This window comes from Marivita geojedonensis (assembly GCF_002115805.1).
GTDB lineage: Bacteria > Pseudomonadota > Alphaproteobacteria > Rhodobacterales > Rhodobacteraceae > Marivita > Marivita geojedonensis.
The window spans coordinates 39,802-66,348 of sequence record NZ_JFKC01000023.1 but is presented as its reverse complement, the minus strand read 5'-3'; the positions used below and the strand labels follow the sequence as shown (position 1 = coordinate 66,348).

The window sequence follows — 26,547 nt, the reverse complement described above, 5'->3', positions numbered from 1 at the left end:
CCCTAAGGTGTCGTTCATTCGCAACGCAACTCATTCAATAAAGCATCTCTCGTCAGCGTCCACTGTTTCAGGTTGACCACATGCCGAGGCGATTGCTCAAATGATCCGGACAGTTTTCGAACCTGCCGGGTTCTCGTTGGTACCGTCGTTGATTGGAAGCCCGATGTCTGAAGATGTTGACTTGGCAATGCAAGAACTTGGAGTCCAGGCGGCCCTGCTGTACCATCACGTCACAAATTTTCAAGCTGCGCACCGGTACACCCGAAAGCCACATGCAGATCCTGCGAAGCGGCGAGAAATCTTGCTCTCCCCAGCATGCATGTCCCGATACGAAGCAACGATCGTCAATCCGGTTTGAACGTGAACGTTCAAGAAATGTGCAACAATTCAACTCCGCTCGTTTCGATAATCATGCCCGCGTTTCAGGCCGAGGTTCGGATCGAACGTGCAATCGCATCTGTTGCAGCTCAAACGCTCACTGCATGGGAACTTGTGATCGTCGACGATGCGTCGACCGACCGGACTCGGACCATCGTTCAGGATTTGGCAAGATGTGACGAACGCATTAAACTGTTCGAAATGAAGGAAAATTCTGGACCTGCGAAAGCCAGAAGTCATGGCTGCCAGGTCGCGCGTGGCCGCTACATAACGACTTTGGACAGCGACGATATCTACATTTCGCCACGGAAACTCGAAGCGGAGCTCGCGATTGTCCAAGCGGAAGAAGCAAAAGGGAATACCGTCGTTGCCTTTTCAAAACATCTCCACGTCAGGAGCACTGACCGGATCAAGCTCGACAAGTCATTCTTCAGGCGCCCGAAAAGTGGCAATCTGCTCTGGGAGATCCTGACCAGATCCACTGTTATCCCTCGAGACATGTTGCTCTCAAGAGACCTCTACGAGGCGGTCGGCGGCTTTGATTCGAAGATCCTGATGTATGAAGATTGGGATTTGAAGATCCGCTTGGCTGCACGGGCGGCATTTATATATTCTGGGGTAAGGGGCACCGGGTATTTTCGAGAGGAGCAAAGCCGGAAAAACGTGTCGCAAAGCCTCTCGATGAGAAGTTTTGGCGAGCATCGTAGTTGGCTTGGACACGTCTTCCGAAAAAACATTCATCTTCTCGAGACAACGAAACAGAAAAGCGCCGCGGAAACCCTTGAAAGGCGAATGTTTGCGATGGATTCAATATCCTTGAGCCAAGATGGCATGGACCTCGACCCAGCCGAGATCCTTGGTGAGAACATCATTTTCTTGATTTCGATGCCCAGATCCGGGTCGACAATGACCCAACGACTGATCATGAGTCATCCGGACATCGCCTCTGCTTCTGAGCCCTGGCTACTGTTCGCGCCCGCCTTTGCCGACAAGAGCGTCGGCTGGATGCCCTACAACACTCACATCGCCGCAAATGCTTTGGAGGACGTCGTCGAGCATCTTCCAGGGAAACGAGAGGCATACCTGAGGTGTCTTCGTGAATGCTACTCGCGGATTTATGCGATGCTGCGAGGCGCCGACAAGAAATACTTCCTGGACAAGACCCCTCGCTATCACCTGATACTCGATGAAATTGCCGAGCTTTTTCCAAGGGCACGTTTTGTGTGCGTTCATAGGCACCCCTTCGCAGTTCTGAACTCGATGCTTGAAGAAATCGAATTCGATGAAACCCGGTTGCCGCATTGGCGCGCCGACCTTTTGACCGGGATGAAGAACCTACACGCGTTCCAACCCGGTGCGAGCCGAAAGATTTCCCTACGCTACGAAGATATTCTTGCAGATACGAAAGGTGAGATGAAGCGGGTCTTCCAGTTTCTGAAACTCGATCCTGAACGCGCCGACGTCGAGAATGCTCTCGCCAAAAGACAGCAGGCGTGGAAACTCGGCGATCAGAAAACGGCTTGGAGCACGAAAACAGTGCAAAGCAGCAGGGCAGATGCCTGGCGGGCCTCGCTTGAAGAGAATTCTTTGCTTGCGGAGCTTGCACCGGGATACCTCGACTATCTCGGCCAAAAACTCGTCAACGACTGCGGATACGATTTCGAGGCAGCAAGAAACCACGCAGAGATGACCGCGACACTCGATAGATTCGACGAACTGATAAACTCGACGGACGCGGTCTTTGAGATGACCAAGGCGTCTCAATCACCAATGGTGGCCGTGGCCGCGAGACTCGCAAACATGCTCGGACCGCAAGTCTACCTACCTGCGAAGAAATTTTACCGAAAATTCAAAGGCCGCAACTGATGTCCGGACCGTGGGTGTCGGTTGTTACGGTGTGCCGAAACGCACGCGAACTGTTGCCCGAGACAATCGAAAGCGTTATCGCCCAAGACTTCGACGACTTCGAATACATCGTCGTCGATGGAGCGTCAGACGATGGATCGCTTGAGGTTATTGATAACTACCGAGAGTTCATCGACCAATTTGTCTCTGAACCAGACAAGGGTGTCTATGATGCCATGAACAAGGCCGCGGCCCAAGCACTTGGTAAATATATCATTTTTATCAATGCTGGTGATGTATTTGCGACAGACAATGTACTGTCACTGGCACGACGCATCAGTCCAGACGAAGCCGATTTTCTCTATGGCATCTCATATTGGATCAACGACGGAAAACTTTCCGATTGGAAAACCCGGCCTTTAAACGAAATGTGGAAACGCAATGCATTTTCGCATCAGAGTTTATTTTCCCGAACCAACTTGCTGAAGAGACGCCCGTTCGACACCTCATTGAAGATTGTTGCAGACTATAAGTTCATCTTTGAGCGTTATACGGAGGGATGCATATTTTTTAATCTCGATTTTCCAATCGCCTACATGCTGCCCGGCGGAATATCAGACCTTGGGATCTACAAGCGCACCTTCGAACGCTGGTCGGTCGTAGCGAAAATAAGACCAAAAATATCCACCCACATCTATTTCATTAAGCTCTTGCTCACCGAGATCATTCCTCAACACTTTAGACGCATGCTAAGATGACTTGATAGGCAAGAGCAGGGCTCATCGAGGCTGATTGTTCAATGCGGACCAAGTAGACGAAAGACCCGAACCGCTCTGCGGTCTCGGCGCGTCGATTATGATAGCATCGGGTGCCCACCGTGAAGACGTTCAGCCGATTGCAATCTACCGGGTTGGTGAAAATAGGCGCTTCACAGGCGGAGTTTTCCCTTCAATCGGAGAGCTCGCCGGATCAAACCGTCAGCTCATTTCCATTGCGACGAACATTCGTGACCGATATTGGAGGAACTGCACGCTCCACGGGACAAAAAGAGGTTCGACTTGCCGCTGAGACGAATGTTGCGATCGCGACGCGAACGTGAAGAAGCTCGGGAAAGACAGCGCGTTTTCGACGCAGCGGTTGAGTCCATCAGGACAGCTGGAGTGTGGTTCGTGGATATTCCCCGGACCTCCTCAACGTCCTTGAAATACGAACTTGCCAGACAATTCGGAGCCGCGTTCGGCAAGATGAATGTGAACGAACCCGACTTTGCAACCAAGCAGCAGTTTCCCGACCACATGCGCGCCACTGAGGTACGCGCGATGATTGGCGCCGACATCTGGAACGACCTCTTCACCTTTACTATCGTGCGAAATCCTTGGGACCGGATGCACTCGCTCTATTTTTACCGGAAGAAGGTCGAAGAGATCCCGGCAGATTGGACCTTCCGGGAATATGTTCTGCGCTTTGCCGCGGCTAACGAATTCACGCCGTATTTTCGCTACCCGCCGTTGCGGATAGCCGCGGCCGACTTCATCTTCGACGAGACCGGGGAGGCCATAGTCTCCACAATCATTCCGTTCGAGGACCGCCATGCGCGCATCGCCGATATCGCGCAGAAGATAGGAATTGCCGATCTTGGTACAACGCACATTCAGGCTGCAACACCCGATGCTGCTTCCTACCTAGAGGCCTATGACGATGAGACACGCCAAGCTGTTTCGCTGGTCTGGCAGCGGGATATTACACTCTTCGGGTATGAATTTGAAAAGCCAGGTCACTGGCACTTCAAGGAGTCGGTCAACCTTTAGCGAACCGGTTTAAGGCGGAATAGTTCCCCCGAACCGATCCTCCGAAATCCCCCGCAACAGCCTCTGGAATTCCTGGCTGTCACGTTCAAGCTTCTCAAAGCTGCCGCTTGCCGCGATGTGTCCGTCCTTGACCAGGTAAATCCGGTCGCAGGACCGCAGCGTCGTCAGGCGGTGCGCGATGGCGATGATCGTTTTCGTGCCGCTGAAGCGGTCGATCGCGTGCGTCAACTCCGCCTCCGTGACACTGTCGAGCGCCGCAGTCGCCTCGTCGAAGACCAGCACTTCCGGGTCACGGTAGAGCGCGCGGGCGATGCAAATGCGTTGCCGCTGGCCGCCCGACAACCGGCTGCCCTCCTCACCCAGCTCGGTGCCCAGCCCGTGTTCCAGCCCTCGCACCACATCGGCGATTCTGGCTACCTCGAGCGCCGCCCAGACCTTGTCGTCGTCGATATCGGCACCCTCGTAGGAAAACGCCACGTTCTCGCGCAGACTGCGCGGCACGATGAAGGGCTGTTGGCCGACATAGCCGATCTGCCCGAACCACGAAGCAAGGTCTTCGCAAATGTCCCGCCCGTCGCACAACACGCGGCCCGCATCGGGTGTGATCAGCCCCATAAGGCTAAGCGCCAGTGTCGATTTTCCGCCACCCGAAGGCCCGCAGAAGCCCACGAACTCACCCTTTGAAATGCTCAGCGAAATGTCCCTGAGCGCCGAGTCCGACGAGCCCGGATAGGCAAAGGACAGACCCTCGGTGCGCAATTCGGAGGTGAGCCGCAACGGTGCGCCGGTTGCGGGCACGGCAGAGACGCCATTGCCCGCGTCGGCCAGCCCGATCAGCGTGGGCGCCACGATGCGCAACTCGGCCACTAGCGCCTCCCGGTCGGGTATTCCCTGCCGCAACCGCTGCAAGTTTGCCGTCAGCCGCGACAGCGCCGCGGTCAGGCGCAGGCCCGCAAAGCCCGCCACCGCAAGTGTCGGCACGGCCCCGGCGATACCTCCTGCCTGATCCGCGAAATACACTGCGGCGAGAACGATGCCCGCGGCCAGCAGCATCTCGTTGAAGGCCCGCGGCAGCATCCGAAGCCCGGCGCCTCGCCGGTCGGCTAGCGAAAGGCTCTGCAGCGCGCGCGCGTAACGGTCGGTCATGACGTCCTCCCGCCCGGCCAACCGAAGATCAACGATCCCGCGCAGCCCTTCCTGCATCACCTTCGTGATCTCGCGTTCCTCGAGCGCCTGACGCGCCCCCAGCCTGTCCGACAGCGCCTTGGTCGAGACCATGAACAGGTAGCCGCCAAGCCCAAACAGCAGCCCGCTGGTCAGCACGAAGGTCAGCGGCAGAAACAGCAGCAAGGCCAGCATCACCGTGCTGATGATCGCGATCTCCGATAGCGCCGCCAGCGCAGCGCTGAAGCTGTTGCGGAAGACCCGGGTCGCGACGCGAAGCATCTGCATCGCCTGCACTGCCCCCTTGCCGTAAAATACCTCGAGCCTCAGCCCCAGATAGGTGGCAAACAGCCGTGTCGATATGCGCTCGTACCGCTTCATCGAAAACCGGGTAAGCATGAAGGCGGTCAACAAGCCGGAGGCGTTCTTGAGCGCGAAGATCACCAGCAACAGCAGCCCCGCCACCAACGCAAAGGCGCGGTCATTAAGCCCCCCGGCGATGCTCTGGTATAACGTCACTGCGGGGTTCCCGTCGGCCTCCCCCGACAGCGCGCCGATGTAGCCGAAAAGGAACACGATGCCGCCCATCTCGAAGAGGCCGCTGATGAACAGCATGACCACAAGGACCACGGCCACCCGCCGCTCCCGCCGATCCAGCAGACGCCAAAGGTCAGCGAGTGTTTCCCAAAGTATTTTCAAGCCGGGGTCCAAGCTGTCGTTACGATCTGCCCCGTCGTAGCATCGGATTGAACCGGAGAGAACCGCACCCGGCACGCCCGGGCCGGACCTGTTGCCGAAACTCGTCCAACTGTCCTCCAAAGCCGCCCCCAAGCGTCGAAGTCTTGCAGAACCAGCGGCATTGTGAAATGTTTGGTCCGGGAAAAAACGATTGTCTTTCCGCAGTTTACTATTCATCGAAGCGCGTCGGGACGGCTGGCCGCGGTGCGGGGCAACACTTCAAATATGACATCGAAAAAGGTGCTCTTCCTGACGCGAAAGTGGCCCCCTGCCGTGGGTGGAATGGAGACCTATTGCGTGGAAATGGCCGCGGGTCTTAAACGTCATGGCTTCGACATCGAGGTGATCGCCTTGCCAGGGCGTGAGGGTGGCGGCGCCCCCGGGACCGCGGCGCTGATCGACTTCGGTCTTCGCAACGGAATGCGGCTACTGTTCCAACGACATTCCGGCGCCGTGATCTTCGGCGGCGATCTCGCGGTCTGGCCACTGGTCTGGGCCGCCGCTATCGGCAGCGACGCACAGCCGGTTATCGCCGTGCATGGCACCGACATCAGCCTTGCCGGACGCCCGGACATCAAGGGCCGTCTCTTTGCCGCCTACCTGAGTTTGGGGAGAAAGATGCTGCCCAGGCTCAAGGTCATCTCGAATTCCCACGCCACCGCTGCGCGCGTCGCGGCGCGCGGTTTTGCGTCTGTCGCGACCGTACCGCTCGGCTGCCGGGTGTCCGACGAAAAGCCGGACCGCAACTTCGCCCGGACATTGCTCTTTGCCGGGCGGCTGGTGACGCGCAAGGGGCTGTCGTGGTTCGTCGACGCAGTCCTGCCTCAACTCCCCCCCGAGATCCGCCTCGCGGTTGCCGGGACGCGCTGGGACGCATCCGAGGACGCCGCCTTGAGCCATCCACGCGTCGACTTCCTGGGTCCTCTGTCCCAGCCCGAATTGCATCGCAAGATGGCGGGTGCGTTGGCGGTGGTGATCCCGAACGTGCAGGCTGGTTCCCACCAGTTCGAAGGCTTCGGGCTGATCGCGGCAGAAGCCTCTGCCGCGGGCGGTCTCGTCCTCGCGTCCCGCCTTGACGGCTACGAGACGTCGGTGATTGACGGCGAAACCGGCACGCTCTTGCCGCCTGGCGACGCGAACGCCTGGATCACGGCGATCGACGACATCGTAGCCCTATCCGAGGACGAACGGGAGCGCAGAAAGAACCGGGCCCGGGTATCGGCCAGACAGCATTTCAATTGGCACCGCACGGTCAGCATGACCACGGAGGTCTTCCAGTGATCCGTCGCGGGACATCGTCGGCGCGCCCCCTGCCCGACGTGCCACGGATCGATCCAGCCTCAGGCTCGCTGCGTCCTCTGGTCTCGGTCGTGACGGCCACGCTCAACGCACGGGATTTGCTGCGCGACACGGTGCAAAGCGTCGCAGAGCAGGGTCTCGAAGTGGAACATGTCATCGCCGACGGCGGATCGACCGACGGCACCACAGATGACCTCGCAGCCTCAAGCGACAAGATCAATTGGATCAGCGAACCCGATCTTGGCATTGCCGACGCGATGAACAAGGCTATTGCACTTGCGCATGGAGAGTGGATCGTGGTTCTCCACGCTGGTGATCGGTTTGCAGAGCCTGATAGCTTAAAAAACGCAATCAAATTCCTTGGACCGGACATAGATATTTTGCTCTGCAGCATACGTCGTGGTGGATGGGCCCAAAACAGAGATCGGCATTGCCACTGTGCCCAGCAACGATTGTTATTCAAGACCATACCGCATCAAGGGGCACTCACTCGACGAGATCTCTTCGAAAGGATTGGCGGCTTTGATACATCATATCGCGTCACGATGGATTACGATTTCTTTTTCCGTGCCCGAAATGCTGGGGCAAAGTTTCGCTCAGTGCCCGTAATCTTATCGTACATGGATGACAGCGGGCTCAGCTCGAGAACCGACTGGCCTTCATTAAAAGCTCGATTTGCCGAGGAACGGCGCGTGCACTTAACGCACTGCCCAAACCTCGCCATGCGTGCTATTTACGCCGCCTACTGGCCAACCTATCTGGCCTACCGACGTCTCAGGTCCTTGTTGTGAAGCTCGAATAGCAAGGCTTCGAATGCGTCGGCCCAGCGGCTCTCTGCAAAGCGTGTCCGTGCATATTGCCGCGCCGCATATTTCATTTTCTCGTGTCGAGAGGGGTCCATACTCAAAGACAGAATTGCTTCGACGCATTTTTCTACATCATTTGCTCTGCAAGTGATTGAACACGTCTTGTCGACTATCTCTGCAACTGCCGTATTCCCGCTGCATATTACAGGAAGCCCACACGACAGAGCTTCCGCCGCAGCATAGCCAAAACCTTCCGCCCGCGATGGAAACAAAAGAAGATCCGCGTCGCGATAAGCTTCGCGCACCCCTGTACGATCAAGCAGACCGGTATAAGTCGCCTCAGGCCTTGGCAAAGTAGGTCCTGGTTTCGGACCAACGCAGGTCAATTGCACACGATCGCCAAGTGCTTCCATGACTTGCGCAATAAGATCGAAGCCTTTCCTGCGGCTGGGGTTCCCCACAAATAGCAATCTGAACTTTTCCGAGGTCTGCCGGGGCCGCTCGCTTGGGCAGAAGAATTCGGTATCCACTGCGTTTTCGATGACCGATACGTCTTCAATACCAAGAAGCTCTTGCATCTTGCGCGCGACATAACTGCTGACAGCGACGTTTTTTTGCGCGCGCTGTGCGGCGGCTAGCTCCATAGGCGTAACGAACATCTTGTGAAACTGTGCCTGTGGAAAGCTCTTGAACGGAGCAAGCAATGGATCCTGCACGACTAGGTGGTTTATCGACACCAGCGGAATACCTTTTCTCGCAAATGCTGAAGCAGACCAGCTGTTGGCGATAATCACGTCGGTCTCATCGGGAATACGTATTGGCGCGAGCCAGGGTGCATATTGAAACCCATGTGCGACGTCCTCTAGCGCAACCCTGTGGCCCCGGTCTGCAAGCAGCGTCGCCAACCTGCGCGTCCAGACTTCAGATCCGGTATTGGTCCGGATCAGGGGGAACACAATATTCAATGAATTTTTTGAGATGACGGAACGCCCTGCCCCAATTCCGATATTCGGTTATCTATGAAAACCACCAAGAATCTCGTTTCTGCATGGACGTTAACATTAAGTACACGTCGCACAAAGATCGTGACAAGTGGCTTTGATTGAGCAGTCTACTCGTTTAGATCCGCTATCCGATGATCCGAATTTCTTTGACCAAGTATCTCGCTAACGGAGAGTTCGGCTTTCGTATCTGGCAATCGTTCCGCCGCCAGCGTTATGCTGGTTGCGAAGCACCTCTTGAGTAAAACACAGCACGCGACGGAGGTTAGCCGCCGTCGAAACACCACACCCTGTCTTCTGCAAACGACCGAAAACACATGAATAAGGAGTCTTCTCAGTTGTCACTCAGCGCGCATCTGCGTGCCATAAGTCAGGGGCCGGAGAACGAAGCAGGGACGACCAAAACGAACAGGAAAGCGAGCTTGTTGGGACGCCGAAGAGAAACTAACCATGAGCGGCAGAGCAACAAATATTCACGAGCAAGGCATACCGGACTCGCATGAGTTGTTGCGCCCTGGCATTGCCACCGCAAGACCCAGATCTTCACGACACGCATGCCGCATCCGCGCACATACAACCGATCCACACCCGTAAGCCGCGCCTTGCACGGCATTCTAGAACGGTCGCGTGTAGGTAGCCAAAATGTCCGACAGAGCATGCCGCGGCAACTCAGTCGGCAAGATGTCAAACCGCGCCATTCGGTTGCGAATTTCCACGGGTTCCGCAAACCGTTCCACCACATGATAGGCTTTGCGTCGGACATAATCATCAAACAGCACTGTCACCGGTTTTTCAGTGCGCAGCAGCGCTGTGACGAAACAAGCCGTCCGAAACCGACCGTCCACAAGCACGAGATCGGGAGCTTTGAAATCGCTCCGATCCCATACCGAATTTGGATAGAGATGATACTGGGCCCAAGCCTTGTGAGATCTCGGGCGCCCCCACTTCCCGACAGGACCGATGTCAGCGTAGTGCAAATGCACCTCGGAATTCGTCCCGACACGTTTAAAATAGGCCTGCATATCCTGGCACCAGTCGGGATCGGACTCGACCGAAAAGATCGTCTTGCCGGTCATTTCCGACGCCATCACGGTGGAGCCGCCGCTGCCATACTCCAAGATGGTCTCAGCCTGGCTGTAACACTCACGCACCCACTCGGCGACGTCCTTCGGAAATGTGAGCTCGGGTCGATCTACAATCGCCCTGCCCGCTTGTCTGTCGGAACCTTGCATAAGAAAATCGCCTGCCATTCCCTCAGCGCCCCTCGAGAGCAGCAGCTTCGATAAAACCCATACTGCCGCCGCATGTCCCAAGCCGGAGTCGCAATAAATCCGATAAGATTTGCTCGCCTCCCCTGCAATCGCCATGGGCCGACTGCCTGCCATCTACATCTCGGATCCGAAACTTGCGTCAAATGCCCGATAACGCAAGCCCTCAAGTAGCAAAGCGGTAGGGCACTGACAGAAGCCCTCAAGCAGCGCAGCGATAGCGCGCAAAAAGAAGTCGCCATACTCGTTCCAAACTGAAATGCAGGGCAGTCGCCCATCGCAAGGTTCGGATATGAAAGACGACGCACCACGGGCCCGGTCAAGCTTTTCAGATATACTCAGACATTGCCTTAGCGGCGGGCTCACCCCTGCCCAGACCTCACGACACGCAAGTCAGTTCCGCCATATTGGTTGTGACGGGAGCGCATACGAGTTTTGCGGGCCATGCGGGCTTCGGCCCGGCCGATGGCGCGGTCGAAGGTTTTGCGCACACGCTGCTTTTTGCTGGTGTTCGGGCGGATCGGATTGCTGATCGACACATCGAGGTAAACCACGCGCCCGTCATCGTATTCGAGATTGCGGTCGGTCAGAGCAGCGGCCACGCGCTCTTCCAAGTAAACCGAGGATTCCAGCTTCGACTTGTCCGTAACAACGATGAAGGATCCGTCGCCGCAATAGGACATCATGCAGTCATATCGGCGGAACTGGTCGGCGATCACATCGGCGATCTCGGACAGGAAAAAGCTCAGCTCCTGAGCCGACGCGCGCATCGCGATCTGTTCGAAGTCGTGCAATTTAACACCTAAAACCTGACGGGTTTCCAAACCGGCAAGGGACAGATGCGCGAGGTAGTTGCAAAGCGCGGTGTAGTCGATCAGATCATCGACCCCGTCCACCTTGATGACGTCGTACCGGTTGACCGTCCGCAGGTTCAGCGGCGGGTACTCAACTGCGTTTTCGAGCGCGTGGCGGCGCTTGTCGTTGATGTTTTGGACGGCGCGCAGCCGCATTTCCAGTTCAACGACATCGAGCGGTTTGTTGACATAGTCCGTCGCCCCGGCGCGAAAGGCGGAGTCGACCGACTCCTTGTCCCGCAAGGCGGTCATCATGACGATCGGGATCGTTGCGAATTCCGGTTCTGACCGGATCAGCCGGCACACCTCTATCCCTGTGATGTTCGGCATACTGATGTCGAGGAGGATGCAATCGAATTCGCGGCGCGACTCCGTCAGCGCCTTGATCGCAAGTTTGCCATCCTGCACGGATTGCACATCCGTATGACCCAGGTCGGAGAGCATCGCCTCCAGCAAATCGATCACGATCGGATCGTCGTCAACCGCAAGTATTCTCATTTGCCGATCTCCCATAACCCGGACATCCTGGACACCTCACACCAATCTCTGGATCACCAACGGATATGGAGCGGTCCACTCTCCTGTTTGCACAAAAGTACCATCGGCGCAAAATCTGGCAAGAATGCGCAATTTTAACGTTCCCCGAATGGCGATGAGACGCATCAGCATAGAATTGCGTATTGATCGGCAAAAAACCGCAGCCCCGGAGATAGATCTCCGGGGCTGCGGCCCAACAGTTTGGGTTGCGATCCGACAATCAAGGGTGCGGAACTACCCGAAGTGCAAACCGGATCTGCTCCCGAGACATCCGAGGCGTCCAGCCGAAGGCGGCCGGAGGCAAGGTTGGAGAAAAGCCCGCGCGTGTCATACAGCGCCTTCCGCGTCTAGCGTGTCTGCCCAGATCAATTGTGGCGCAAAGCGCGGGCGCGCCACAGTGAAGTTGTAAAACAGATCATCCGTCACGAAGCCGCTGGTAACAAATGGGGGCGCATAAGACGTATGGGTTTCGACGACGATAACCGTCTCATTGTCCAACATCTTAGGTAGCTGGTTCACAAGTGTTGTGAGTTCCGACTCCCCCATGCCAATGAATTTGCCGCGACCTTCGGACCATTTGATAAGGTGCTTGTTTTCGTCAGCATCGAACTGAACCGTCGTTACCCGCAACGAATATTGGTTTTCCGAACGGGTCAGGAACTTCATAGTTTCCACCATGCCATCCAGAAACTCCGCAGTAACCGCATCCGTTTGCCGTGAGAGTGCGTCTGAGACGGTATAGGCCGCTTTCGTATTTAAGGTCTTGAATCGAAACGCGTCAAAATACGAGAAGGTGGCGGTCAGCAACGTGAGCAGGAACGGCACAAAGATCACCGCTTCTAGCGTAATGTTTCCTTTAGTGTTGCTCGCAAAATTAGAGAGGCGTGATTTGATTGACTTCAACATGGCATATTACCTTGGTTCCTGAACGAAAGCAGAATTCACGATCATCTTGGCATATCCGTTTTCGTCCATGTCGAGCGCAAGAGCGAGGGGTGTCGACGGGAAGATCGGGTTATATTTCAGACAGGCCCGGATCAGCATCAGATCATTGTCCTGCCCTGCTACAAAATCGCGAACCGGGCGTGGCTCCTCCTGCGCGTTGATGCAGTCAGGCACTGCCGGCAGTGGTGTGAAGTTGGTAGGATCCACCTGCTTCATCTCAAGCATCAGGTTGGACTCGCACCCGTCGATGATACGCGCCTCTTCGCAGATCGTCGCGCGGACACTTTCAAAGGTAGGTGTCTGGCCAGTGTTTAGTCGAATATCCCGGACAGCAACGTCAACCGCACGTTCCAGCATCGCGTGCCGGATGTTAATATTAGACAGTTCCACAGATGCGGCAAGGATCGTCACTAACACTGAAAAGTGCAATACGAACTCTACAGTCGCTGATCCGGTTTCGTCCTTACGAAAGCGAGACAGAAGGTTCTTGAGACGTGTCGTCATTGGATGAGCCTCAGGTTGTTGATTTGGCGCGCCACCATATCGAATGCATCAGAGATCTCGGCACCCTGAACGTGGAAGGAGTGGCTGACAGAGGAGGCACATTCGCGCATGTCTGCGGTGGCCGCTGCATTTGTCTCGAACGCGATGGTGAACACGGTCACCCCCATTTGCTTGGCCAGTTCGCACTGGGACAGCAGATTGGACACATTGGTGCCTCCCCCGGAGAAAGTCGTGTAGGCCGATGAGCCTTGAGTGCTCAGTTCTACCTCTCCGTTAATGGCCGCTGTCGGATCGGTTGGACGGTACTGTGCAGAAGTCTGGCCATCAGTCATCAGAACGATATATTTCTCAGTCTCCTTGTCATTCCAATCGATCGGGCGGCCGAGGAACTGCCCATCCACAAGGCCTTCGGAAATCAGATAGCTCACTTCATCACGCGTGTTGGGGTCCAACAAGGACAACGCATATTTCATGCCATACTGAATGCCGGTGCCGTCATACAGAGGCAGGTCACGGATGTAATCGACAAGCGCCTGACGGTCGGACGAATAGTATTGGATGGTTGCGTCTTCACCCGGACACCAGCCCCACTCCATTGCCTCACGGTCGATTTCCCAGAACATGAAGTGCGGCACGTAGTCGACTGAAGTCGGCATGACCGTTGTCAGGAATTCAGAGTCGTAGATCTCGACACAGGAGGACGGCATGTTGATGTTCTGATCGGAGTCCGCGCCGGTAATGGTGTCCGCCGAAGTAACATCTGCGCCTTCAGCAGCGACGAGTTCAAGGTTCGGCGACACGTAGGCCTCGGTCCAGTGACCGATGTCCACATTGCCATAGCTGTAAGTGTTGCCTGGGAACTTCCCTTTATGTTTGCTCGGGCCCAGATCGGAGTCTTCCATGTTCTGGTCACCCTTGACCTGAAAGTAGCGCGTATCCTTCGCCCAGCCGCCTTCAATCGACACACCAAGGAACTGGGTGGCACTGGTTAACTCGCTGTCCTGGCTGATCAGATACGCCGCAAGACCGCGGAAGAAGTGGTCTGCGTCACGCGGCGCGTTCACTGGGAAATCGGTGACCAGATGCGCGCGGTTATAAACGTCGTCATTGTCCGTATCAAAATAGAACATGACCTGCTCGATCGCGTTGGGCCACTCAGGAAAGAAGGTGGTAACCACTTCGATTTCCGCCGCTGGATCCGCATCTGGAGGTACATCTCCACACTCCGGAGACAGCAGCGCCTCATCGGCATTTTCTGCATTGTTGCTGCAGAGCGAACCACCAGGCGCGTCCTGATCACCGTTGCCCCAACCGTTATTGCCCTTCTTCAACTTGGGGCGTTCACCGCGGAAGAAATCGAAGAGTGTGTCGCCGGGGTTCACATGGCCCGCGAATGGCACAAGGTTAAGTGTTGTGACCCCCGCCGACTCTTCTGACATAACTTTCGTCACGAAGTCCTGCGCCGCGGGCTTCATGAGAGACACGCGATCATTTTCACGCATAGAGCCCGAGATGTCGAGAACAAGCGAGATCTCCACATTGGCTATGCGCTCATCCGCGATGCTGAGCGCAGGCGCGCTCAGCTGGTCGAACCCCGCCATCCGTGTGAAGAGCGTATTCAGTTCAACAGATCCCGCAGCGGAAACCGTTCGGGAGTTAAGCCCATTCACGACAGAAACGTCGCTGAGCGCATGACCCAATCCAGCCTTGTGGAGGTAATCTTCGACCACGAGCGAAGGGTCCTGAGCCTGATCGAGGTCCGCTGCTGAAATCACCGCCCGGTCCATCGCGCTCTGCAATGCAACGCGCGTGGATTCTTGCCGCATAAGGTCCACAGCGGCCCCTGTAGCAATCAGAATAATCAGGACCATAAACAGGGAAAAAATTGTGACCGTCCCGTCATCATCCTTCAGGCAATCCCGAAAACTCTTCCGATGTTCCATTTTCTTCCCTCATTTATTCCCGGCATAGCGCACGAGCACGAAATACCGACAGCAAGAGATCGAATTTCAGGCAGCCTCAAAGAGGAACCACACATGACCAAATCAGATTGATCACGATGTAATTCCCGGAAACACAGAGCATCTGTTGGCAGCGGAAATTCACAATTTCCTAATCAGATATTTACCCTGCGAAATTCGGCTTTCGACATCCCGCTATATTCACACAAACGGCCGCAACATGGGCCATTTCGAAAAGGATCAGGGATATCACCCTTGTTTTACAAGAAAAAACGCACCGACACGTGCAAGTAAGGCAATACTTGGTCAGAACCGCCCGGTTCCAATTTGCGCGGAATGGCAAGGGCCAAAGTTAAGCTTCAGTCTCCATAATATTGCCGCATTTCGCATGCAGATTTCAGAACTCAACACGAATCACTTACCCTGATTCTGCCCGCCTGAAATCGTGAAAATGATCTGCAATTCAGTGCCATTAATTGAGTCTATTAATGTCACGTTGAGGGTTGCCGGATGCCACGCAACCTCGCAAACGGCTAAATCGCGAACCCGGAGGGATCAGCAGTATTTTGCGCAAACACGTGATTTCGACGCGATTTACCGGCGTATTCCCGCCGGAGCCACTCAAAGCCTGAAGGCCGTGACTGACTGAAGATCGAAGGCTGACCAGAGGATTTTGCCGGATTGGTGGCATTGGCGGCAAATTTTGCGCGCGTGCCTTGAAATTCGCGAAAACGTTCGACCAGACCGGTCGTCAGATGTGGAACACCCTTCCTCAAGGATCGTCCATGCCAGAGCGGCGGGACGCCTGAGGGGTCTCAGAACTTCGTAAAGATGTTCTTGTCGAAACTCGCGCCGCCCTGCCCTTTGCCGTCTTCCTGACGGCCCTTGCGGCCAGCAGGTTGGGGAGCAATCCGCTTGGGGGTTACGCGACGTGCCGGTTTTGACCAGATGGTTTCCCAGGAGGTGACCGGTTTTGGCTGTCCCCGCCCCAGGAACCGCTGTCGTAACTCGCGTTGCTGTTCAACGGACCGGTAATCACTGGCGGTCTTGCGGGCATCCGCCCCGGCCTGCAACAGCTCACACAACGCATGCGCGCTGCTGCGGCCTGCGATATCGTCGTGCAGCACATGCTCGAAACAGAACCGGATCTTGCCTTTGTAGACCGTCAGAGAATTGAACGGCATTTCTGCAAGACTGACCGAAAACACCGCCTGCGCCTTCTCGATCGAGAATGACTGGGCTTCCAGGAGCGCAACGATGAAGGTTCCATTGCCAATATAAGAGACGCGCGGTTGCCATTGGTTCGTCGTGTGGACGATGGACATGGCCGCTTCGTTGATGAAGGCCCGGAACACGGTATTGGACACGGTTCGGAAAATCGCCGGCGCTCCGGCGATTGAGACGGCAAACAGATGTACGGTTTCAGGCAGCGGGTCGCGTTCGGCCAGATCATACCAAAGCTGCGACTGGCTCACGATCCCGGTTCTGCTTTCGAGCGAGAACGCGTCCGAAAGCTTCAGATCCGAAAAGCCCCGCTCTTCCTCAGAGAAACCTTCGCCGCCAAAGAGGTTCATTTCCGACTTCTTGACGGCTTCGGCCAGAATAGCGGCAGCGCGCAGGCGGGTGCCCAGTTCGATCCCGTCGAAGGGCTTGTGCACATAATCCGTGGCCCCGGCCTGAATGGCTTCTTTCAGGGTCTCATGGCTTTCCACGGCGGTGATCATGATAATGGGTATGCCGAAATACTCAGGCATCTGCCGCACCATCTTGCACAGCTCGATCCCGCCGGTATTCGGCATCACAATGTCGAGCAGCATGCAGTCATACGGGGTTTCGGCGGATTCGATGCGCTTGATCGCCTCCTTGGCGGACTGCGCGAGATCAATCTCGTCGTAACCGGCGGCAGCCAACGACACCTCGAGAATCTCAAGCGCAATACTGTCGTCATCTACAGCCAGAATTCTCATTCTCTACCTCAGCGGTTCACGTGATCCGGAGAAACCAGAACGCGGATACACAGGTATCCATTACGAATCGTAGCGTCAGACTCTAACGGGCGTCGGGCGTTTTCATGTCCAGATTGCGGCATCACTCCGACAGAAGGCCGCGCGTTTTCGGCAGCGCGGCAAAAGCCCAAAAACATTGGGATTTGGCGGCAAGACTGCGTTCGGAAACACATGCTACCTTACGTGATCACGACCCGTTTTGTGCTTCGATCCCGCCCATTTCAGCATCGATTGTCGCCGTAACTGACCCCAAGATCACCGTTTTCTGATCACTGTTTCGCCTCAGTCCTTACCCATATTCGCTTCAAAGGCGTCGGGAAATTCCAGGCAGAACCGCGAAGGACGTCCAATGAAACCACAAGAGTCTGCGCGACCACTCCTGCGCACGACAAACGATACGGGCTCAAAATCCGCGCGCGTCCTGCGACCGCGCCCCAAGGGGCGCGCCCTGCTTCCTGTCCTCAGCACAACGACAGGAGCACCCCGGTAAAGACAATGACCCCGAAGAACGCCGTCACGAAACACAAGCGTTTGCTGAAAAACACGCGGGACTATTCCCGCGCTGTGATGACGCTCACCTGGCAACGCCAGGCGCTTTTTGCTGCCGTGGCGCTTCTGACAGGCTGGTTCTTCGATCCGCTGAAAGCATCCCTGTTCTTCACCGTTTGCATGGCATGCGAATATGTCGACCTCTGGCTGGCCAAACGGGTTGAGGCGAACACAGCCGGCGATGTTCAGATTGCCAGGAACGTCCACAAGGGGTTCATTCTCAATACAGCGGTCAGCGCCATTGCAATCTGCACCTATGCCGTCTGGGTCGGAATCACCGAAGACGGCGTGGGGATGTTTACAGCGCTGTTCTGTCTGTTTGCGGCGGCGCTGTATGCCGCGATCAACAATCATCAGATTGTGGGCACTCTGGCCATCCGACTTGCTCTGTACGGAGTGTCGTTCCTGATCATCACGGTGCGGGACCTCTGGGTCTATCGCCCGCCCCTGTCGTCCGACATGTGGCTTCAGTTCTTCACCGTGATCTTCGTCATGTACTTCCTGATCGATTGCTCTCTTGGCTTCCTCAGCATGTACCGGCAAGGCCTGCAACGTCTCGAAGATCTGGAGATCGAGCACGAGCGCGCTAAAGCCGCGTTGGTGCTCAAGTCGCAGTTCGTCGCCGTCGTCAGTCACGAACTTCGCACGCCGCTTACATCGATCAAGGGATCGCTCGACCTGATTTCTTCGGGCAAGTTCGGCGAATTTTCGCCGCAGACCAAATCGCTCCTCGATGTGGCAGGCCGCAACAGCCAGCGCCTTGCTGACCTTGTCGACGACCTTCTCGATCTTCAGAAAATCGAGGAAGGCAAGATGACATTCGACAAGGAAACCATTGATGTGGCCAAGTTCGTTGCCGATGCCATCCACTCGCACCAGGGTCTTGCCGACCGGTACAGGGTTACTCTGACAGGCGATTTCGATGCAGATGCAACGGTCTTCGTCCAGGCCGATCCGTCACGTCTGATGCAGGTTCTTGGAAACGTCATTTCGAACGCTGCGAAGTTTTCCGAGGAACACGGCAACGTGGAAGTCGGTTTCAATGCCGAGAACGGCCGCGTCCGAATTTTTGTTCGGGATCATGGGGTTGGAATACCGGATGGATCGAAGGACGATGTGTTTGGCCGGTTCGTTCAGCTCGACTCCTCGGATCAGCGCAAATTCGGCGGGACCGGCCTCGGCATGAACATCTCGCGCGAAATCATCGAAGCCATTGGCGGATCGATCGACTACGAAAGCGAGCTGGGCGTCGGAACCACCTTCTTTGTCGAATTGCCCTGCGCAGTCGTACACGCGTCGGAAAAAACGGCGGAATACGCGTCGCGGGATGACCACTATGACACTTCGGTCGTCACCCCTCTTGCTCTGTCAGCACGCACATAAAATCAAAATTCTCTGACGCTAAATAGCGTCAATAATTTCAAGGGCGTGGCCTGAAAACAAGGTCTCGCCGCCGCTTGATTTTAGCTGCTTGCGCGTGAGAAAACTGTACCCTACAGTTTAGTTAAAGGCTCCGAAACAACCTGTGGAGCAGCGCACTATGTACCTTGCCAGTTTAACAGTCTTTTCAGACGACGGTCGGACGCGTCGCTCAACAAAACAACACAACGCGGACAAAAAAATCGGTTCGCGAAATGGGCAGAACATGTGATGGACTTTCTCGTAGGCTTGATCGCGCTTGCATATTTTCTCGTGATTTCGCTCGCGACCAAACAGCATTTCGCGTCCGAGAAGTATCCGCTGGGGATGTATGTCATCTCCATCCTGTCGCTTCTCGGCATCGCAACGTTCCTTGCCCATGCCTTCATATGGGGCCTGTCAAATACGCTGGTGCCTCTTCTGCTCATGCTCGTCGCTTTTGGCCTGTTCATCTGGGCCGTCCGTCACAGCGCCAAACGCAATCTGTCGCTCGCGTTCGATGAGCAGTCTCGGGTCGATGACATCATCACTAACGGGCCTTGGAAATACGTGCGGCATCCGTTTTATGAATCCTACGCCATCTTCTGGTTTGCCTGCGCGCTCGGCACGCTGCATCCCACATCATTCGCCGTCTTCGTGACGCTTCTCTTTATCTACGGCTACTCCGCCATCCGCGAGGAAGGACTGCTTAAGCAGGGCCCATACGGAGAAAAGTACCTGGAATACCAGAGACATGCCGGGTTCGTTTTCCCCAAGATCACCGCGAGGCAGTGAGAGTGTTGGCCAAAACAGTCGAAGTGACAAGAGTTGAAAACGAAGCCGACCTGATCGCCGTCGGGTCGTTTCGGTACAACTGCTATTTGTCGGAAGGTCTGATTTCGGAACGGCCCGACAAGCTGTTTCTCGATGAATACGACTATGCCGGCTCTGCGCATATTTACATGCTGCGCAGCGGCGGGCGCATTGTCGGCACCATCCGGTTGCACGTATTGACGGCGGACGATCACCGTTCGGCCACCATGGCGGCTTTCTCTGATATCCTGTTGCCCAAGGTCAAATCTGGCCTGACGCTGATCGACGGGGCGCGTTTCGCCGTAGCACCGGATCTTGGCAGTCTGCGGCTCTCCATCGCCCGTCATACCCTGCGCAGATACGCTCTTTACGCGGACGAGATCGGCGCCGATTACGGCGTCGCATCGGTTCAGCCGGATCGGGTGCAGTTCTACAGCCGTCTCTACGGGTTTTCTCAGATTTCAGAGCCGCGCAGCTATGCTGGTCTGAACGAAAAACTCGTTCTTCTTGGGGTCAACCTTAAGGCGAATAACGGGTCGGAATCCCAAACCTCCGTCGCCTGACACACGGCGGGTTTTGCGTCCCGTCTAAACGCGCGCCCGCGTTCCTCGATTCTCTTAATCTATCGTCACGATCTATGGCTCGGTGGGCCATTGACCGAAAGTCCCTCGCGAAATCGGGCACAATTGCGGCCATGACAATCGTATGCATGTGTCTCGGGAATTCGGGACAACGCACAACCATGACAAGAATATTCAGGATTTCTTAAACATCAAACACAATCATTGGATGAATTCGGCTTGGAGCATGTGGGCCCATCCTGCCTCATTGCGACGCATTCGTTTCATCTTTTCAGGACCTTGGCGCCTAATTCATGCCGAATTTTAATGAGAGTTTGGCCAACAGTGTCCAAGTCAGCGCAGCGGTTATCAGGGTTCGAGTTGGTGTTCGAGGCAGGTATGAAGCAGAAATTCGACAAGCGAAGAGGGGTTCAAAGCGACCTCTCCTGGGTCTTCTCGGCGTTAGTCGTTTCGCTTCTGCTCGTCGGCGCGTTCTGGGCGATGCAAACCTCCGGACGGGTCGACTCATTTCTTCTGGCGACAGCCGTGGTGCTTCTGGTTTCCGCCGGAGCCGGCAGTCTGAAAAATGTCATCCGAGCACGAAACCTGTCCGGCCAGATGATGGCCGACAGCATGACCGTCGCCCTGCAGGAACAGATACTCAGCGAACACACCATCGTCTGCGTCACCGACACGTTCGGCACAATCACCGAAGTGAACAAGAATTTTTCCGAAACGTTCGGCTATACGAAAGACGAAATCATCGGACAGCCTGCCTCGGCGCTCTACCGGACCGATGCGGCCGGGTCCGTCTATCATGCCGCGCTCATCACCGTGAAGCAGGGAAGCCTTTGGTCCGGTCTCGAAGAACTTTCGGACAAGTTCGGGCGCCGGATCACCACTCAGACAACCATCTCGCCGAAAGTCGGTCGCAACGGACAGGTTGTAGGATTTGTCTTTATCCGCACTGATGTGACAAGCGCCATCGCCCAAAGCGCAGAGGACAGTAGAAACGAGCTTGTCGAAATCCTTCGCGACGGGGTCATCATTTACGATCCCTGGTCGTATGAGGTCAGCTATACGAATGACGCGTTCATAAGGCGGTCGAGGTGGGCCACCGACACCAAAGATCCCAAGTCGCTGAACGACCTGTTCCACAAACATGAAATGCAGTTGTTCCAGCGCTATCTCGGTCCGCTACTGAACAATGAAGCACATCAGGTGATGTTCGAATTCGACCATGCCAGCGGCCCGGTCGAGGTTCTCACGCACGCGATTGAAGACATGCCCGGCAAGCGCAGTCTCATCTCGGTCGTACGCGACATTTCCGAACGCAAGAAAGCGGAACAGCTGAAACTGAGCTCTGTCTCGACCGTGAGCCATGAATTGCGGACTCCACTGACGTCCATCAAGGGGGCGCTGCGGTTGCTCGATTCCGGGCTCATGGGCGAGATGACGCATGACGCGCGCAAGCTTGTGAACGTGGCGCATCGCAACTCGGAACGGCTTCTGGCCATCGTCAACGATATCCTGACACTGGAGAAACTCCATTCCGGAAACCTGATGATCTCGGCCAATGACGTTGACCTGCGAACCATTCTGACGGACTCTGCTGAGGCGAATGCGCCCTTTGCGGCCGAATGCAACGTGAAGTTCACGGTCGAGGACATCGGCAAACCTGCCCATGTGCGCGCCGACCCACAGCGCCTGATGCAGGTTATGTCCAACCTGCTCTCCAACGCCGCGAAGTTTTCGCCCGCCGGATCAGATGTCAAAATGCGGATCCGGGATTCCGGCGATGTCTGGCGCGTCTGTGTCGAAGATCAGGGACCGGGCATTCCCGAACATGCGCGCGACACGTTGTTTGACAGTTTCATCCAGATCGAAGGCACGCAAAGCAACGCGTTCCCGAGCACGGGGCTCGGTTTGACGATCTGTCGGGAAATCGTTCATCGCCACGGCGGACAGATTTCCTTCGACACCAAGGTGGGAGAAGGAACAACCTTCTACTTTGATCTGGAGAAGAGCGTCGCGTCCGAAATGAGCATGAACGAAACGGCAGTTGCCTAAAAATTTGCGATCGAGGGGAAATCAGGTGTCAGAGCTGAAAAAGATCATGCATGTCGATGATGACGAGGACATTCTCGAAATCGCGAAAATGGCCTTGGAAATGGTGGACGGATTCGAACTCCATCAGTTCAACTCAGGAGCAGCCGCTCTTGATGCGTTTGAAACGGTTGCGCCGCAGCTGATGTTGCTTGACGTGATGATGCCCGGCATGACCGGCCCGGAACTGAGCCGCAACGTGCGCGAGCGGCATGCCGCGTTGAATACGCCGTTCATCTTCATGACAGCCAAAGCCGAGCAGTCGGTCTGTCAGGAATTGTATGCCGCCGGGGCGCTGGAAGTGATCACCAAGCCATTCGATCCAATGTCGCTGGGCAGCCAGATTCGAGACGCCTGGTCCAAACGCTAAACTTTTATGCAATGCGCGGGTAGCCGCTCGGAATTCTTCATCTTATGGGCGAGCGCCCAAATTGAACCACATTCCTGGTCCAGAATTGCACTGAAACGAAGGCCTGCATGTAAGGGGCGATTCACCAAGAACGGATGAGACATGAGAATTCTGCTTGTAGATGACGATCTTGACTTCTCCGCACTGTTTGTCGACAGCCTGAACGACCTTGGCTATTTCGATGTCACAACCGCGATCTCCGGTCCTCAGGCGCTGTCCTTTGTCGAGCGCGCGACACATGATTTCGAATGTGTGATCATCGACATTCGCATGCCCGAAATGAGCGGGATTGAGCTGTGCAGACAGCTTCGGGCTGATGCCGCCTATGCCGATGTTCCGATCATCATGAACACGGTCATGTCCGACAAGGGTTCGATTGATGAAGCCTTTGCAGCCGGTGCAACGGACTACCTCACAAAACCCATCGATCCGCTCGAAATCAAAAGCCGCCTTGGCATGGTGCAGCTTCTTCTGGATGAACGGCACCGCGCCGAGACAGATCCGAAGGCCGTATCCCCCCTTCGCCTGCAATCACCGTCCTACGGGTTCTTCGACAGCATTCCGATGAAAGAAATCGATGGCGGCATCGGCATCCTGGCGATGGAAAACTACCTGAACGCGCTTGGCTTCTTCCGGGCGTTGCGGGTCGCGGTCGTCGGCATCCATGTCGACAACGCCCGCGATATCTACGACATGGAGGGCAGTTCCGCTTTCGGCGACGTGATGCTGGACATTGCGACCTGCATCTCGGACAGCCTGTCCTTTCCGGAAAAGATGATCGCGTACAAGGGTGCTGGCGAATTCGTCTGTATCCTTCCCAACAACAACGAAGAAAACCTGACGAACTTCTCGGACCAGCTGCTCAGCTATATGGCCGAATTCCAGGACACCTATGAAAAACTGTCGATCTGCAAACCGGTAATTTCCATCGGACCTGCGGTCACGTGCAGCGCCTCGAACATCACAGCGCCGTCGCGTCTGATCGACGAAGCCATTCAAAGCTCCAAACATCACAACCAAAGCGCGGTCAACTATGCCTAGTCTTGCACAGAAACACACCCGTCCCGGTGACCGAGCCCAGGGATCGGTCAATCTCAACGCCCGGATCGCCGTGATCCGCGAGAACTTTCTCGAACGTCTGGTGGTCCGCTCTTTCGAGCTTGAGGACATCGTCAATGACATCGAGGACAGCGGGCTGACACCGGAGGCGGTCGCCCAGCTTGGCCATCACGCCCACAAGATTGCCGGCGTCGCCGCCACTCTCGGCTTCCCGCGGCTCGGCTCTCTAGCCGCGCAAACCGATGCTGCCATTGTCGAAGGGGGCTCACGGCTCGATTGGACATCGACCCACGCGCTTGTCACTGAACTTCTGACGGAAATGAACTCCGTTCTGGAAGAACAGCGCAGCACCTGATCCCCTTGAACGAACGGCGGGTGCAGGGCGGCAGGCTGTGCCCCTGCCCGCGCCTTCAATACAGCCAGAAAAGCGTGATCGCCGGGAACAGAACCAAAAGGATCACGCGCAGGATGTCCGAGGTGACGAACCAGATCACCGCACGGTAGGTCTCCATCATCGGTGTCTCGCGATCCATCGAGTTGATGATGAACAGGTTCATGCCGACCGGCGGCGTAATCAACCCCACCTCGACCACGATCAAAACGAGAATCCCGAACCAGATCGCGACCCATTCCGCCTCGATCCGGTTTGCCATGCCCTGCGTCACACGAATGTCGAGCGCCTGCATCTGTTCACGGGTCAGTTCGATGCCACCGGCAATCGCGGCCTCGATGCTTTGCAGCATTTCCTGCGTCATGCCCTCTGGAATACCCGCCGCGAGCACCTCGCGTGCGGCATCGGCCTGCATCACAGCCAGATCGACAAAACCGAAATCCATGACCGAGATCACCGGGAAGAAGATCGGGATCGTCAGAAGGATCATCGACAGGCTGTCCATCAGGCAGCCAAAGACAAGATAGAAGAGCAGGATCAGCGAAAGCACCATGAACGGGCTCAGTCCCATTTCGACCACCCAGTTCGACAGTTCCTGCGGCACCTGCGTCAGCGCCAGGAACCCATTATAGAACGACGCGCCCAGCACGATGAAAAAGATCATCGCGGTACTGACCGCCGTTTGAATGATGCTCTGTTTGAACACGTGCCAGCTCAGGTTTCCCGAAACCAGCGCAATCAGTCCTGTGCCCGCGGCCCCAACCGCTGCACCCTCTGTGGGCGTGAACCAGCCAAGGTAGATGCCGCCCACCACCAGCCCAAAGACAAGCAGAACAGGCCACACGTCGATCAGCGCACGCACCCGTTCACCGTAAGGCACCGGATCACGCATCCCGGCAGATTCAGGATAACGCCGCACATAGATCGAAATGGTGATCATGTACCCAATCGCAGCCAGCACACCGGGGATGAACGCGGCGAGAAACAGCTTGGCGATGTTCTGCTCGGTCAGGATCGCATAGATGACAAGGATCACCGAAGGCGGGATCAGAATCCCCAACGTCCCCCCGGCCGCAAGCGTGGCGGTCGAGAACCCGCCCGAATAGCCGTTGCGTTTCAACTCGGGCAAGGCCACGCGGCTCATCGTGGCTGCGGTCGCAAGTGACGATCCGCAGATCGCCCCGAACCCGGCACATGCCCCTACCGACGCCATCGCCACACCACCCTTGCGGTGCCCCAGCCAGGATTCAGCTGCCTTGAACAAGGCCGAGGACATGCCGGACAGGGTAGCGAACTGGCCCATTAAAAGGAAAATCGGAATAATCGACAGCGAATAGCTGGAAAACGTTGAATATGTTTCGGATTTCAGCTTGGCCAGCACCACGTCCGGGCTGCCCAGCGCCAGCCAGAACCCGGCAATGCCGCACAGCATCATCGCCAACCCGATCGGCGCGCGCAGAAAGATCAACGTCAGCAGCACCGGAAAGGACCAGATGCCAAGTTCCAGCATACTCATGTCGCGTCGGCTCCCGATGGCGGCAGGACCGACCGGCCCGTAACCGCATAGGCCACACGCCCGACCGAGCAATAGAGCGCCGTAACGGATGCTACGAGAGCGGCAACAAAGCTTGCCGCGTAGGCCCACCACATGGGGAATTGCAGCAGAAAGGTGGTTTCGCCATTGCCCAACTTGTCCAGCAGACCCGCAAACAACCGCCAGGTGATCAGCCAGATCAGCAGAGACAGGACAACGTCCCAGAACGCCACCAACCAGGTATTCACCCGATCCGACAGGCGCGACGTAAAGATATCCACCGTCGCATGTCCGGAATAAAGCTGACAGATCGGCAGGAACGCGAAAATGGCAAAGGCGATACCGGCCTCGACCAGTTCGAAGTCACCGGTGACCGGCCCCACACCCGAGGCGATCAGCCCGTCTGCGACCGTCTGCGACAGCGCGATGAGCCAGTCGCTGTGGCCCATCGAGTTCAGACCTCGTCCCAGAACCGACACGCAGGTCAGCAGAACCAGAAGCGTCAGCACGACACCTCCGAGGATCGCCATGGCCCGGGCAAGGCGTTCTATCGCCGTTTTCATGCTGCTCTGTCCCCCCGCCGGTCTTGGCGCCGCCCGGGTTTCCCGGACGGC

22 protein-coding genes are annotated in these 26,547 nt (G+C 56.2%); 12 read left to right on the top strand and 10 right to left on the bottom strand.

Going from position 1 to position 26,547, the window contains the following annotated elements:
- Positions 1-411: 411 nt before the first annotated feature.
- From MGEO_RS17455 to MGEO_RS17445, 3 genes are all read left to right on the top strand, one after another.
- Positions 412-2,244 carry a sulfotransferase gene (locus tag MGEO_RS17455; protein ID WP_158091046.1) on the top strand — a complete coding sequence of 611 codons (1,833 nt, stop codon included), beginning with the start codon at positions 412-414 and terminating at the stop codon, positions 2,242-2,244.
- Positions 2,244-2,981: a glycosyltransferase family 2 protein gene (locus tag MGEO_RS17450; protein ID WP_085640750.1), complete on the top strand. Its 738-nt coding sequence runs from the start codon at positions 2,244-2,246 to the stop codon at positions 2,979-2,981. Before MGEO_RS17455 ends, MGEO_RS17450 begins: the two co-directional genes overlap by 1 nt.
- Positions 2,982-3,392: 411 nt before the next feature.
- Complete coding sequence (locus tag MGEO_RS17445; protein ID WP_211297958.1) at positions 3,393-4,031, top strand: sulfotransferase family 2 domain-containing protein; 639 nt, start codon at positions 3,393-3,395, stop codon at positions 4,029-4,031.
- A 9-nt stretch (positions 4,032-4,040) separates the two neighbouring features.
- Here the strand turns inward: MGEO_RS17445 and MGEO_RS17440 are convergent, their stop codons facing one another.
- Entirely contained in the window at positions 4,041-5,894 is a 1,854-nt protein-coding gene (locus MGEO_RS17440) for an ABC transporter ATP-binding protein (protein ID WP_158091044.1), read from the bottom strand.
- Positions 5,895-6,158: 264 nt separating this feature from the next.
- Here MGEO_RS17440 and MGEO_RS17435 point away from each other — a divergent pair, with 264 nt between their 5' ends.
- The gene (locus tag MGEO_RS17435) at positions 6,159-7,214 is read left to right on the top strand and encodes a glycosyltransferase family 4 protein (protein WP_085640744.1); all 1,056 of its coding nucleotides are present in this window, start codon (positions 6,159-6,161) and stop codon (positions 7,212-7,214) included.
- On the top strand, positions 7,211-8,023 hold the full coding sequence (locus MGEO_RS17430) for a glycosyltransferase family 2 protein (RefSeq protein WP_158091042.1): 813 nt from the start codon (positions 7,211-7,213) through the stop codon (positions 8,021-8,023). The genes MGEO_RS17435 and MGEO_RS17430 overlap by 4 nt, the downstream gene beginning before the upstream one ends.
- Here the strand turns inward: MGEO_RS17430 and MGEO_RS17425 are convergent.
- From MGEO_RS17425 to MGEO_RS17395, 7 genes are all read right to left on the bottom strand, one after another.
- Entirely contained in the window at positions 7,996-8,994 is a 999-nt protein-coding gene (locus MGEO_RS17425) for a glycosyltransferase family 4 protein (RefSeq protein WP_408607527.1), read from the bottom strand. The genes MGEO_RS17430 and MGEO_RS17425 overlap by 28 nt on opposite strands.
- Positions 8,995-9,653: 659 nt before the next feature.
- Entirely contained in the window at positions 9,654-10,406 is a 753-nt protein-coding gene (locus MGEO_RS17420; protein WP_233139975.1) for an O-methyltransferase, read from the bottom strand.
- Positions 10,407-10,669: 263 nt separating this feature from the next.
- Positions 10,670-11,659 (bottom strand): response regulator, encoded by a 990-nt coding sequence (locus MGEO_RS17415; protein WP_158091041.1) that lies wholly within the window; start codon positions 11,657-11,659, stop codon positions 10,670-10,672.
- A gap of 366 nt (positions 11,660-12,025) precedes the next feature.
- Positions 12,026-12,604, bottom strand: coding sequence for a TadE/TadG family type IV pilus assembly protein (locus MGEO_RS17410; RefSeq protein WP_085640736.1), 579 nt, complete (start codon positions 12,602-12,604; stop codon positions 12,026-12,028).
- 6 nt (positions 12,605-12,610) lie between these two features.
- Entirely contained in the window at positions 12,611-13,147 is a 537-nt protein-coding gene (locus tag MGEO_RS17405; protein WP_085640734.1) for a TadE/TadG family type IV pilus assembly protein, read from the bottom strand.
- A complete protein-coding gene (locus MGEO_RS17400; RefSeq protein ID WP_085640732.1) occupies positions 13,144-15,090 on the bottom strand; it encodes a Tad domain-containing protein in 1,947 nt (648 codons plus the stop codon). Before MGEO_RS17400 ends, MGEO_RS17405 begins: the two co-directional genes overlap by 4 nt.
- Before the next feature lie 833 nt (positions 15,091-15,923).
- Complete coding sequence (locus tag MGEO_RS17395) at positions 15,924-17,075, bottom strand: response regulator (protein ID WP_085640730.1); 1,152 nt, start codon at positions 17,073-17,075, stop codon at positions 15,924-15,926.
- A gap of 534 nt (positions 17,076-17,609) precedes the next feature.
- Here MGEO_RS17395 and MGEO_RS17390 point away from each other — a divergent pair.
- The 7 genes from MGEO_RS17390 (at position 17,610) to MGEO_RS17360 (ending at position 24,363) form a co-directional block, all read left to right on the top strand.
- A complete protein-coding gene (locus MGEO_RS17390; RefSeq protein WP_085640728.1) occupies positions 17,610-19,046 on the top strand; it encodes a sensor histidine kinase in 1,437 nt (478 codons plus the stop codon).
- 267 nt (positions 19,047-19,313) lie between these two features.
- Positions 19,314-19,856 carry a methyltransferase gene (locus tag MGEO_RS17385; protein ID WP_085640725.1) on the top strand — a complete coding sequence of 181 codons (543 nt, stop codon included), beginning with the start codon at positions 19,314-19,316 and terminating at the stop codon, positions 19,854-19,856.
- A 23-nt stretch (positions 19,857-19,879) separates the two neighbouring features.
- Entirely contained in the window at positions 19,880-20,437 is a 558-nt protein-coding gene (locus MGEO_RS17380) for an N-acyl amino acid synthase FeeM domain-containing protein (RefSeq protein ID WP_143746287.1), read from the top strand.
- Positions 20,438-20,779: 342 nt separating this feature from the next.
- Complete coding sequence (locus MGEO_RS17375; protein ID WP_158091040.1) at positions 20,780-22,504, top strand: ATP-binding protein; 1,725 nt, start codon at positions 20,780-20,782, stop codon at positions 22,502-22,504.
- A gap of 25 nt (positions 22,505-22,529) precedes the next feature.
- Positions 22,530-22,910 carry a response regulator gene (locus MGEO_RS17370; protein WP_085640719.1) on the top strand — a complete coding sequence of 127 codons (381 nt, stop codon included), beginning with the start codon at positions 22,530-22,532 and terminating at the stop codon, positions 22,908-22,910.
- Positions 22,911-23,051: 141 nt separating this feature from the next.
- Positions 23,052-23,990, top strand: coding sequence for a response regulator (locus MGEO_RS17365; protein WP_085640717.1), 939 nt, complete (start codon positions 23,052-23,054; stop codon positions 23,988-23,990).
- Entirely contained in the window at positions 23,983-24,363 is a 381-nt protein-coding gene (locus MGEO_RS17360; protein ID WP_085640715.1) for an Hpt domain-containing protein, read from the top strand. The genes MGEO_RS17365 and MGEO_RS17360 overlap by 8 nt, the downstream gene beginning before the upstream one ends.
- Positions 24,364-24,418: 55 nt before the next feature.
- Here MGEO_RS17360 and MGEO_RS17355 read toward each other — a convergent pair whose 3' ends face one another.
- A complete protein-coding gene (locus MGEO_RS17355) occupies positions 24,419-25,915 on the bottom strand; it encodes a TRAP transporter large permease (protein WP_085640713.1) in 1,497 nt (498 codons plus the stop codon).
- Positions 25,912-26,496, bottom strand: a complete 585-nt coding sequence (locus tag MGEO_RS17350; RefSeq protein WP_085640711.1) for a TRAP transporter small permease — start codon at positions 26,494-26,496, stop codon at positions 25,912-25,914. Before MGEO_RS17350 ends, MGEO_RS17355 begins: the two co-directional genes overlap by 4 nt.
- Positions 26,497-26,547: the final 51 nt, after the last annotated feature.

What these genes read in the sequence shown, in the direction of transcription:
- MGEO_RS17395 (WP_085640730.1), bottom strand. Translation starts at nt 17,075, where the DNA reads ATGAGAATTCTGGCTGTAGATGACGACAGTATTGCGCTTGAGATTCTC.
- MGEO_RS17365 (WP_085640717.1), top strand. Translation starts at nt 23,052, where the DNA reads ATGAGAATTCTGCTTGTAGATGACGATCTTGACTTCTCCGCACTGTTT.
- MGEO_RS17385 (WP_085640725.1), top strand. Translation starts at nt 19,314, where the DNA reads ATGGACTTTCTCGTAGGCTTGATCGCGCTTGCATATTTTCTCGTGATT.
- MGEO_RS17350 (WP_085640711.1), bottom strand. Translation starts at nt 26,496, where the DNA reads ATGAAAACGGCGATAGAACGCCTTGCCCGGGCCATGGCGATCCTCGGA.
- MGEO_RS17410 (WP_085640736.1), bottom strand. Translation starts at nt 12,604, where the DNA reads ATGTTGAAGTCAATCAAATCACGCCTCTCTAATTTTGCGAGCAACACT.
- MGEO_RS17400 (WP_085640732.1), bottom strand. Translation starts at nt 15,090, where the DNA reads ATGGAACATCGGAAGAGTTTTCGGGATTGCCTGAAGGATGATGACGGG.
- MGEO_RS17455 (WP_158091046.1), top strand. Translation starts at nt 412, where the DNA reads ATGCCCGCGTTTCAGGCCGAGGTTCGGATCGAACGTGCAATCGCATCT.
- MGEO_RS17360 (WP_085640715.1), top strand. Translation starts at nt 23,983, where the DNA reads ATGCCTAGTCTTGCACAGAAACACACCCGTCCCGGTGACCGAGCCCAG.
- MGEO_RS17355 (WP_085640713.1), bottom strand. Translation starts at nt 25,915, where the DNA reads ATGAGTATGCTGGAACTTGGCATCTGGTCCTTTCCGGTGCTGCTGACG.
- MGEO_RS17450 (WP_085640750.1), top strand. Translation starts at nt 2,244, where the DNA reads ATGTCCGGACCGTGGGTGTCGGTTGTTACGGTGTGCCGAAACGCACGC.
- MGEO_RS17420 (WP_233139975.1), bottom strand. Translation starts at nt 10,406, where the DNA reads ATGGCGATTGCAGGGGAGGCGAGCAAATCTTATCGGATTTATTGCGAC.
- MGEO_RS17415 (WP_158091041.1), bottom strand. Translation starts at nt 11,659, where the DNA reads ATGAGAATACTTGCGGTTGACGACGATCCGATCGTGATCGATTTGCTG.
- MGEO_RS17435 (WP_085640744.1), top strand. Translation starts at nt 6,159, where the DNA reads ATGACATCGAAAAAGGTGCTCTTCCTGACGCGAAAGTGGCCCCCTGCC.
- MGEO_RS17405 (WP_085640734.1), bottom strand. Translation starts at nt 13,147, where the DNA reads ATGACGACACGTCTCAAGAACCTTCTGTCTCGCTTTCGTAAGGACGAA.
- MGEO_RS17390 (WP_085640728.1), top strand. Translation starts at nt 17,610, where the DNA reads ATGACCCCGAAGAACGCCGTCACGAAACACAAGCGTTTGCTGAAAAAC.